Here is an 8,945-nt window from a genome sequence, read left to right as displayed (position 1 = left end):
TGGACCGAGCGAGGCACGAGCTCAGTCCCGGTGATCGGTGGTCGAGTAGCCGGGCGCGACTGAGGAACGAAGTCGCGAACGGCGTATCGAGACCTGGACCGAGCGAGGCACGAGCTCAGTCCAGGTCATCGGTGGTCGAGTAGCCGGGCGCGACTGAGGAACGACGTCGCGAACGGCGTATCGAGACCTGGACCGAGCGAGGCACGAGCTCAGTCCCGGTGATCGGTGGTCGAGTAGCCGGGCGCGACTGAGGAACGAAGTCGCGGACGGCGTATCGAGACCTGGACCATGGCTCCATCGGCGGCCACTAAGACGACTCCTCAGTAACTTCGGCCAACTTCCGGTGTGACCGTTGACACCCGGTGACGGACGTCATACCTTTCCTGGGCGCGCGCATCCTGAATCGTTTCATCACTCGGAAGGAACCCTCAGTGGCGTCCCCTCATCCTGCGTACCGCCGCGCCCTCGCGACGGCCGCCATCGCCGTCCTCGGCGTGACCACCGCCCCGGCCTGGTCACCGGCACCCGCCCTGGCCGCCGTCGCGGCCCCGACCTCGGCCCCCGCCTCCGTCGACCTGAAGGTCGGCGGACTCGTCGACCCGCTGGGCATCGACGACACCACCCCCACCCTGCAGTGGCGCCCCGGCACCGGGCTCCTCAACCAGCAGGCCTACCAGGTCCGCGTCGCGTCCAGCGCCGAGAAGCTGTCGACCCCGGACCTCTGGGACACCGGCAAGGTCGTCGGCTCGACGCTGCAGACCACGTACGCCGGCCGGGCGCTCGACTCGCGCGACCGCGCGGTCTGGCAGGTCCGGGTGTGGGACGCCGCCAACCGAGTCAGCGACTGGAGCGCTCCCGGGCGCTTCGAGATCGGCCTGCTGAGCCCCGCCGACTGGCAGGCGGACTGGATCACCAACCCCGAGTGGGTCGAGCCGCTGCACCAGGACGTCACGTTCACCGCGCCGCAGACCGCCCAGTGGATCCGGCTCACGGTCACCGACCTCGGTCGGCCCGGCGAGCCGCTCGACGACCCGGGCTGGCGTCCGCGCCTCGAGCTCGGCGAGGTCGTCCTCCGCAACGGCGACGACCCGGCCAACGTGGTGACCGGCGCGACCGTCACCGCCTCCGAGAACAAGAACCAGACCGGCGTGTGGAATCCGTCGTTCGTCGTGGACGGCAAGCTCACGACCGCCACCGCCCCGCGCGGCTACCGCAGCACCTACCACCCCGAGACCGACGTCAAGGACAAGCCGATCGTCCTGACGATCAAGCTCCCCGAGGCGCGGACCTTCGACACGGTCGAGCTCTACTCGATGTGGGACAGCCCGGGCCAGTACGGCACGACGCCGAACTTCCCCCGCGACATCGCGATCTCCACCTCCACCGACGGCACGAGCTTCACCGAGCGCGCGAAGGCGACCAAGCTGCCGGCCATCTCGACCACGCACGAGGCGCCCGACGCGCTGCCGGTGTTCGCGACCGACTTCAAGGCCGACGACGTCGCCTCCGCCCGCCTCTACGTCACCGGACTCGGCGTCTACAACGCCAGCATCAACGGCAAGCCCGTCTCCGAGGACCTCCTGGAGCCGGCCAACACCTTCCACGCCAAGCGGGTCCCCTACGCGACGTACGACGTCACCGATCTCCTCGCCGACGGCGCCAACAGCCTCGGCGTCGAGGTCGGCAACGGCATCTTCAACGTCTTCAACGAGCCGACGCCGGTCGGCGGCACCGCCCGCTACGTCAAGACGGCCAGCGGCCACGGCGCCCCGCGCGTGCTGGGCCAGCTGGAGCTGACCGACAAGGCCGGCAACGTCACCACCGTCGCGACCGGCGCCGGCAACGGCACCCCGTGGCGCACCACGCTCGGCGAGGTCACCTTCACCAACTGGTACGGCGGCGAGGACGTCGACGCCCGCCGACACCTGGACGGCTGGGACGAGGCCGGCACCGACCGCAGCTCGTGGGCGACGCCGGTGGCCTCGCAGGCGCCCAAGGCCACGACCCGCCTGGTCGGACGCGTGCAGCCCCCGATCCGCCAGGTCGACGAGCTCGACACCACCTGGTCCCAGCTCGCCAACGGCGACTACCTGTTCGACTTCGGCGTGAACTTCGCCGGCTGGCAGCAGCTGAACGTCTCTGGGCCCGCGGGCACCGCGATCACGATGCGCCCGGGCGAGCGGCTCAACCGCGACGCCGACGGCAACCCCACCGGGGTCAACCAGGACAGCTCGGGCAAGAACGCCTACGACACCTTCACCCTCGCCGGTGAGGGCACCGAGACCTTCACACCGCGCTTCCGCTACCACGGCATGCGCTGGCTCCAGGTCAGCGGACTGCCGTCGGCACCCACCGCCGAGACCCTGAAGGGCCTGGTGCTGCGCACCTCGAACGAGGCCGTCGGCGGCTTCGAGACCTCCCACGAGACGCTCGGCAAGATCAACACGATCATCGACCGGTCGGTGCAGAGCAACATGTACTCGATCCTCACCGACTGCCCGCACCGCGAGAAGCTCGGCTGGCTCGACCAGACCAACCTCAACTTCGACACCGTGGCCCGCGGCTACGACATGCAGGCGCAGTACCGCAAGATGCTGCAGGACGTCGCCGACTCCCAGACCGCCAACGGCCTGATCCCGACGACGGCTCCCGAGGACTCGCTCTTCGCCGGCGCGTTCCGCCACGACGCCAACTGGGGCGCGACCATGTCGGTCTCGGCCTGGCAGGTCTACGAGGAGTACGGCGACCGCGACCCGATGGAGCGCTACTGGCCGAACATGGTCGCGTACGACGAGTTCCTCTCCTCGCAGGCGACCGGCTTCATCCTGCCCGGCGGCCTGAACGACTGGGCCACCCCGGAGGAGGCGGCCAACAAGGTGCCGGACGCCTTCGTCCAGACCTACGCCTGGCACAAGATCGTGCGCACCATGGCCGACATCGCCACCGTGCTCGGCAAGGCGGCGCAGGCACGGACCTACGCCCAGAAGGCCGACCGGATCGCCACGGCGTTCGACGCGACCTACTACAACCCGACGGCGAAGGTCTACAGCGTCGGCAGCCAGGCCGCGCAGGCCCTCGCCCTCGACGAGGACCTCGTCCCCGCCGAGCGCCGCCAGGAGGCGGTCGACGCGCTGCTGGCCCGCATCACGGCCAACGGCAACCAGTTCATGGTCGGCGAGGTGGGCCTCTACGCCCTGCTGCGGGTGCTCGCCGAGGAGGGTCAGGACGACCTGGTCCACGCCCTGGCGACCCGGCCGACCGGCAACAGCTACGCCAAGTTCCTGGGCCAGGGCGCCACGTCCCTGCCCGAGCACTGGTCGGGCATGACCAGCACCGGCTCGCAGAACCACTACATGATGGGCATGCTCTCCGGCTGGCTGAACGGCCACCTCGCGGGCCTGCGGCAGGCGCCCGGCTCGGTCGCCTGGGACCACGTCCTGGTCGAGCCGTCCCTGGTCACCGGGGTCGACAGCGCCAGCACGTCGTACGACTCCGTCCGGGGTCCGATCGCCACGGCGTGGAAGCGCACCGGCGCCGAGCTGACGCTCGACGTCACGATCCCCGGCAACACCGTCGCGACGGTGCGGGTGCCGAACGCCGCGGACGGCACCGCGGCCTACGGCCCGCGGGACGCGAAGGTCGTGCCGAGCGAGGTCGACGGCTACACGCAGTTCGAGGTCGGCGCGGGTCGGCACTCGTTCGGCTCCGGCGGCCAGGCCCCGTCGTGGGCCTCCGCGGTGACCATCACCGGCGCCACCCAGGTGTACGGCGTCCGCGGGGAGGTCGTCGTCGACGTCACCGCCGCGGACGGCCGGCCGGTCACCGACGGCACGGTCACCGTGACCGGCCTGGGGGCCGCTCAGAAGGTCGCCGTCTCCGGTGGGCAGGCGCGGTTCGCCGCTCCCGCCACGCTGGCGCCGGGCACCCGCACCCTGCAGGCCGCCTACTCCGGGGGTGACCGCCTCGGCGGGTCCGCCGCGAGCGGCACCCTGCGGGTCACGAAGGCCAAGGTCCGGGCCCGGACCGCGGTCGTGAAGAAGCCCGGTGTGCGCTCCGCCGGTCGGATCCGGGTCGGCCTGGCCTCGACCACCGGCACCGCCGCCGGCGCCAAGAAGGCCGGCGGCAAGGTCCGCGTGCTGCTGGTCAAGGGCGGCCGCACCGTCGCCGTGACCGGCACGGCCAGGAACGGCGTCGCGGTGGTCCGGGTCGCCCGGCTGCCGCGCGGCTCCTGGGCGATCAAGGTCCGCTACGCCGGCGACGCCCGCTACACCGCGCTGACCACGACCCGCACCGGGACGGTCACGGTCAAGCGGTAGCGGTCACGCACGGCCAGGAGCTGCTCAGAGCGGCTGGGGCTGGGAGAAGAAGCCGTCGGCGTCGTACGACGTCGACACCCGCCCCAGCCGCTCGGCGTTCGCTCCGTAATAGGCCGAGCGGTGGTCCTCGATGCTCGCGTCGGCGTAGTTCACGTAGGCGTGCTCGCCCCAGTGCGGGATCATCGCCGAGCGGAGGCCGCGGACGTACTCGTCCGCGGCCTGCGCGTCTCCCGGGGGGAACGTCGCGGTGTACTGCACCGTCGCGAGCGCCTCCCGGTGCACGAACGCCGTATCCGCCGGGGCCAGGTCGCCGACCCGCCCGCCGAGGGCGTCGATCGAGACACCGGCCTCCTTCAGCCCCGCGTCCTGGGCGGCGCGCACCTGGTCGAGCAGGATCGCGATCCCGCCGTCGTCGAGCGGGTCGTAGGCGACGTGCGAGGTGGCCGCGAACGCCTCCCGCTCCCCCGTCCCGCCGAAGGCGGCCATCTGCTCGCGGTAGCCGCGCGCGTGGGTGGTGCGGACCGTGGGCGCCGGGACGTCGTCGAGCAGCCCCGCCAGCTGCCGGTCGAGGTCGCCGGTCGGTCCGGTCCAGGTCGCCGACAGCAGCAGCGTCGGCCCGTCGGGGTGCTGCTGCCCGCCGAGCGCCTTCAGCGTCGACCAGAGGCGCGCGTCGGCCGTCGACGCCCACTCCTGCCAGGCGGCGACCACCGTCGCGGCCGCGTCGAACGACCACTCCAGGTACGCCGTCCCGATCGTCGGCGCCTCGGCCGTCGCGACCGCGAACGACGTCACGACACCGAGGTGCCCGCCGCCGCAGCCGCGCAGCGCCCAGAACAGGTCGGGCTCCGCGTCGACGCTCGCGGTGCGGACCCGCCCGTCGGCCGTCACGACCTCCATCGACGTGACCGCGTCGCAGGTGAGACCCATCGCCCGGGTGAGCACGCCGACCCCACCGCCGAGCGCGAGCCCGCCGTACCCGACACTCGCGCAGGAGCCGCCCGCGATCGCCCGGTCGCGGGCTCCGAGGGTGTCGTAGACGTCGGCCAGCAGCGACCCGGGGCCGATCGTGGCGGTCGTGCCGTCGAGCTCGACCCGGTCGAGCCCGCGGCAGTCGAGGACCAGCGCGCGCGGCGACCCGCCCCCGGACCACCCCGGGTAGCTGTGCCCGCCCGACCGCACCGCCACCGGCAGGCCGTGGTCGCGCGCGAATCCGATCCCGGCGGCCACGTCGGCGGCTGACGCGACCGCGAGCACGGCAAGCGGTCGCTGGTCGTCGTACCGCGGATTCTGCAGCAGGCGCACCTCGTCGTACGACGGGTCGCGCGGGCGGACCAGCGAGCCGTCGACGGACCGCTCGAGACTCGCCCAGGGGACCTTTCCGCCCGTCGCGGCCGAGGACGGCGTCGGGGCGGGTGGCGCGGCGCCGTCCCCGCCCGTGCAGGCCGCCAGCGTCCCGATCGCCCCGGTCGTCAGCAGCCCCCGTCGCGTCCAGCTCGTCACCCGACCACGCTACGACCCCGCCCCACCGGTGGTTGAGCAGGTTGCGCGGCAACCGTGTCGAAACCCGGTGAGCCGACCCACCACCTGGACCAAGGTCAGCCGTCGGGCTGCTGGGGTTTCGACACGGGACTTCGTCCCTGCTCAACCACCGGACCCCCGACCAAGGTCATCGCCCCGGCTGCGGGGGTTTCGACACGGGACTTCGTCCCTGCTCAACCACCGGACCCCCGGTGGTTGAGCAGGTTGCGCAGCAACCGTGTCGAAACCCGGTGAGCCGCCTCGCAGGGTCAACCAGCCTGCTCGTTCCCCGCCGGCTGGTTGGCTCGGACCTTCTCCTGCTCGGCCTTGAGCATCAGGGCGATGTCGATGAGCTGGTCCTCCTGGCCGCCGATCAGCTTGCGGCGCCCCGCCTCGAGCAGGATCTTGGCGCCGGAGACGCCGTACCGCTCGGCGGCGTTGCCGGCGTGCTTGAGGAACGAGGAGTAGACGCCGGCGTAGCCCATCATCAGGGTCATCCGGTCGAGCTGGCACTCCTCGGGCATGGCCGGCTTGATGACGTCCTCGGAGGCGTCGACGATGGTCAGGAAGTCGATGCCGGTCTTCCAGCCGAGCTTGTCGCAGACGCCGACGAAGGCCTCCAGCGGCGTGTTGCCGGCGCCCGCGCCGAAGCGGCGGACCGAGCCGTCGATCTGGGTCGCACCGGCCCGGGCCGCGATGACGGTGTTGGAGACGCCGAGGCCGAGGTTCTCGTGGCCGTGGAAGCCGACCGTCGCCTCGTGGCCGATCTCGGCGACCACCGCGGCGACCCGGTCGGCGGTCTGCTCCATGACGAGCGCGCCGGCGGAGTCGACGACGTAGACGCACTGGTTGCCGGCGTCGACCATGATCCGTGCCTGCTTGGCCAGCACCTCGGGCGGCTGGGTGTGGCTCATCATCAAGAACCCGACCGTCTCCAGGCCGAGCTCGCGGGCGAGGCCGAAGTGCTGGATCGAGGTGTCGGCCTCGGTGCAGTGGGTGGCGATCCGACAGATCTGGCCGCCGTTGTCCTGGGCGGCGCGGATGTCGTCCTTGGTGCCGACCCCGGGGAGCATCAGGAAGGCGATCTTGGCCCGCTTCGCGGTCTCGGCCGCGATCCGGATCAGCTCCTGCTCGGGAGTCTTCGAGAAGCCGTAGTTGAACGACGACCCGCCCAGCCCGTCACCGTGGGTGACCTCGATGACCGGCACGCCGGAGTCGTCGAGGGCCTCGACGATGTCGTGCACCTCCTGGGCGGTGAACTGGTGCCGCTTGTGGTGCGAGCCGTCGCGCAGGCAGGTGTCGGTGAGGCGCAGGTCCAGGCCGGAGTCGGGATCAGCGTCGGACCAGGTGCGGGTCAGCGTGTTGAGGTCGCTCATGCGTGGCTCCCGATGATCGAGCGGGCGATGTTGTCGCCCACCTGGGTGGCGGCGGCGGTCATGATGTCGAGGTTGCCGGCGTACGGCGGCAGGTAGTCGCCGGCGCCCTCGACCTCGACGAAGACCGAGACCTTCACCTGCCCCTGGGTCGCGGCCGACGCCTCGTCGATCTGCGGCTCCTGGAGCAACCGGTAGCCGGGGACGTACTCCTGGACGGCCTTCTCCATCGCGAAGACCGACTGGACGATCGCGTCACGGTCGGCGTCCGGCGGGACCGCGCAGTAGATCGTGTCGCGCATGATCATCGGCGGCTCGGCGGGATTGAGGATGATGATCGCCTTGCCCCGCTCGGCCCCGCCGATGCTCTGCACGCCGGCGGAGGTGGTGCGGGTGAACTCGTCGATGTTGGCGCGGGTGCCCGGGCCGGCGGACATCGACGACACCGAGGCGACGATCTCGGCGTACGACACCGTGGCGGCCCGTGAGACGGCGGCGACCATCGGGATGGTGGCCTGGCCGCCGCAGGTGATCATGTTGACGTTCATCGCGGCCACGTGCTTCTGACCGTTGACCGGCGGGATCACCGCCGGACCGACGGCGGCCGGTGTCAGGTCGACCGCCCGGATGCCGGCCTCCTCGTAGCGGGGCGCGTACTCGCGGTGCACGTACGCCGAGGTCGCCTCGAAGATCAGGTCGGGCAGGACGTCCTGCTTCAGCAGCCAGTCGACGCCCTCGTGGGTCGACTCCAGCCCCTGGGCCGCCGCGATCTTCAGCCCCTCGCTGGCCGGGTCGACGCCGATCATCCAGCGGGGCTCGATCACCTCGGAGCGCAGCAGCTTGAACATCAGGTCGGTGCCGATGTTGCCCGGCCCCACGATGGCGGCGGTCAGCTTCCTGGTCAACGGATCACTCCTCGAACGAGACGGCCAGCGGCGCGAAGCCGCTGATGGTCGCCACGACCCGGTCACCCGGGGCGAACGGCACGAACGGGCCCAGGGCCCCGGACAGGATCAGGTGGCCGGCGCGCAGCGGGTCGCCGAAGGCCTGCGCCTGCACGGCCAGCCAGCGCAGCGCCTCGAGCGGGTCGCCGAGGCAGGCCGCCCCGGTGCCGGACGAGCGCTCCTCGCCGTTGATCGTCAGCGACATGGTGACGTCGCGCGGCTCCAGCTCCTCGAGCGTGCGGCCGTCGGTCCCGACGACGAACAGCCCGCTGGAGGCGTTGTCGGCGACCGTGTCGGTGAAGGTGATGTCCCAGGCGGCGATCCGGGAGTCGACGATCTCCAGCGCCGGCAGCGCGACCTCGACCGCGGCGCGGACGCTCTCCGGCGTGATCTCGCCGTCGAGGTCCTGGGCCAGCACGAAGGCGACCTCACCCTCCACCCGCGGCTGGACCAGGGTGCGCATGGAGATCGGGTCGTCGTGCGAGACGTCCATGTCGCTGAGCAGGTAGCCGAAGTCGGGCTGGTCGACCCCGAGCTGGTCCTGCACGGCCTTCGACGTGGCGCCGATCTTGCGGCCGACCACGTGGACGCCGCCGGCGAGCCGCGCCTGCACGAGTCCCTGCTGCACGGCGTACGCCGCCGGGAGGTCGTCGGTGCCGATCAGGTCGCGTACGGCGGCGCACGGGACCCGGGTCGCCTGGGCCTCGGCCAGCCTCCGGACCGCCGCCTCGACGGCCGCCCGGTCGGCATCGGTGTTCGTCACGGGCACCAGAGTAGAACCTGTTACAGTTTCA

The 8,945-nt window shown here is 71.8% G+C and carries 5 protein-coding genes; 1 reads left to right on the top strand and 4 read right to left on the bottom strand.

The genetic code is table 11. The annotated features are described in order from the left end of the window. Window positions 1–431: 431 nt before the first annotated feature. Complete coding sequence (locus V7S47_RS17425) at window positions 432–4,316, top strand: family 78 glycoside hydrolase catalytic domain (protein ID WP_336562757.1); 3,885 nt, start codon at window positions 432–434, stop codon at window positions 4,314–4,316. A 24-nt stretch (window positions 4,317–4,340) separates the two neighbouring features. Here the strand turns inward: V7S47_RS17425 and V7S47_RS17420 are convergent, their stop codons facing one another. From V7S47_RS17420 to V7S47_RS17405, 4 genes are all read right to left on the bottom strand, one after another. Continuing rightward, window positions 4,341–5,816, bottom strand: a complete 1,476-nt coding sequence (locus tag V7S47_RS17420; RefSeq protein WP_336562756.1) for an FAD-binding oxidoreductase — start codon at window positions 5,814–5,816, stop codon at window positions 4,341–4,343. 287 nt (window positions 5,817–6,103) lie between these two features. After that, window positions 6,104–7,210, bottom strand: coding sequence for a 4-hydroxy-2-oxovalerate aldolase (dmpG, locus tag V7S47_RS17415; protein WP_090855771.1), 1,107 nt, complete (start codon window positions 7,208–7,210; stop codon window positions 6,104–6,106). Beyond that, window positions 7,207–8,112, bottom strand: a complete 906-nt coding sequence (locus V7S47_RS17410) for an acetaldehyde dehydrogenase (acetylating) (RefSeq protein WP_336562755.1) — start codon at window positions 8,110–8,112, stop codon at window positions 7,207–7,209. The genes dmpG and V7S47_RS17410 overlap by 4 nt, the downstream gene beginning before the upstream one ends. A gap of 4 nt (window positions 8,113–8,116) precedes the next feature. Further along, window positions 8,117–8,914: a 2-keto-4-pentenoate hydratase gene (locus V7S47_RS17405; protein WP_336562754.1), complete on the bottom strand. Its 798-nt coding sequence runs from the start codon at window positions 8,912–8,914 to the stop codon at window positions 8,117–8,119. Window positions 8,915–8,945: the final 31 nt, after the last annotated feature.

It is taken from the genome of Nocardioides sp. CCNWLW216, assembly GCF_037120545.1.
In the GTDB taxonomy this organism is placed as follows: domain Bacteria; phylum Actinomycetota; class Actinomycetes; order Propionibacteriales; family Nocardioidaceae; genus Nocardioides; species Nocardioides lianchengensis.
This window is presented reverse-complemented; position numbering and strand designations above follow the sequence as displayed.

Excerpts from the sequence above, each read along its gene's own strand:
- dmpG (WP_090855771.1), bottom strand. The coding sequence starts at position 7,210 with ATGAGCGACCTCAACACGCTGACCCGCACCTGGTCCGACGCTGATCCC.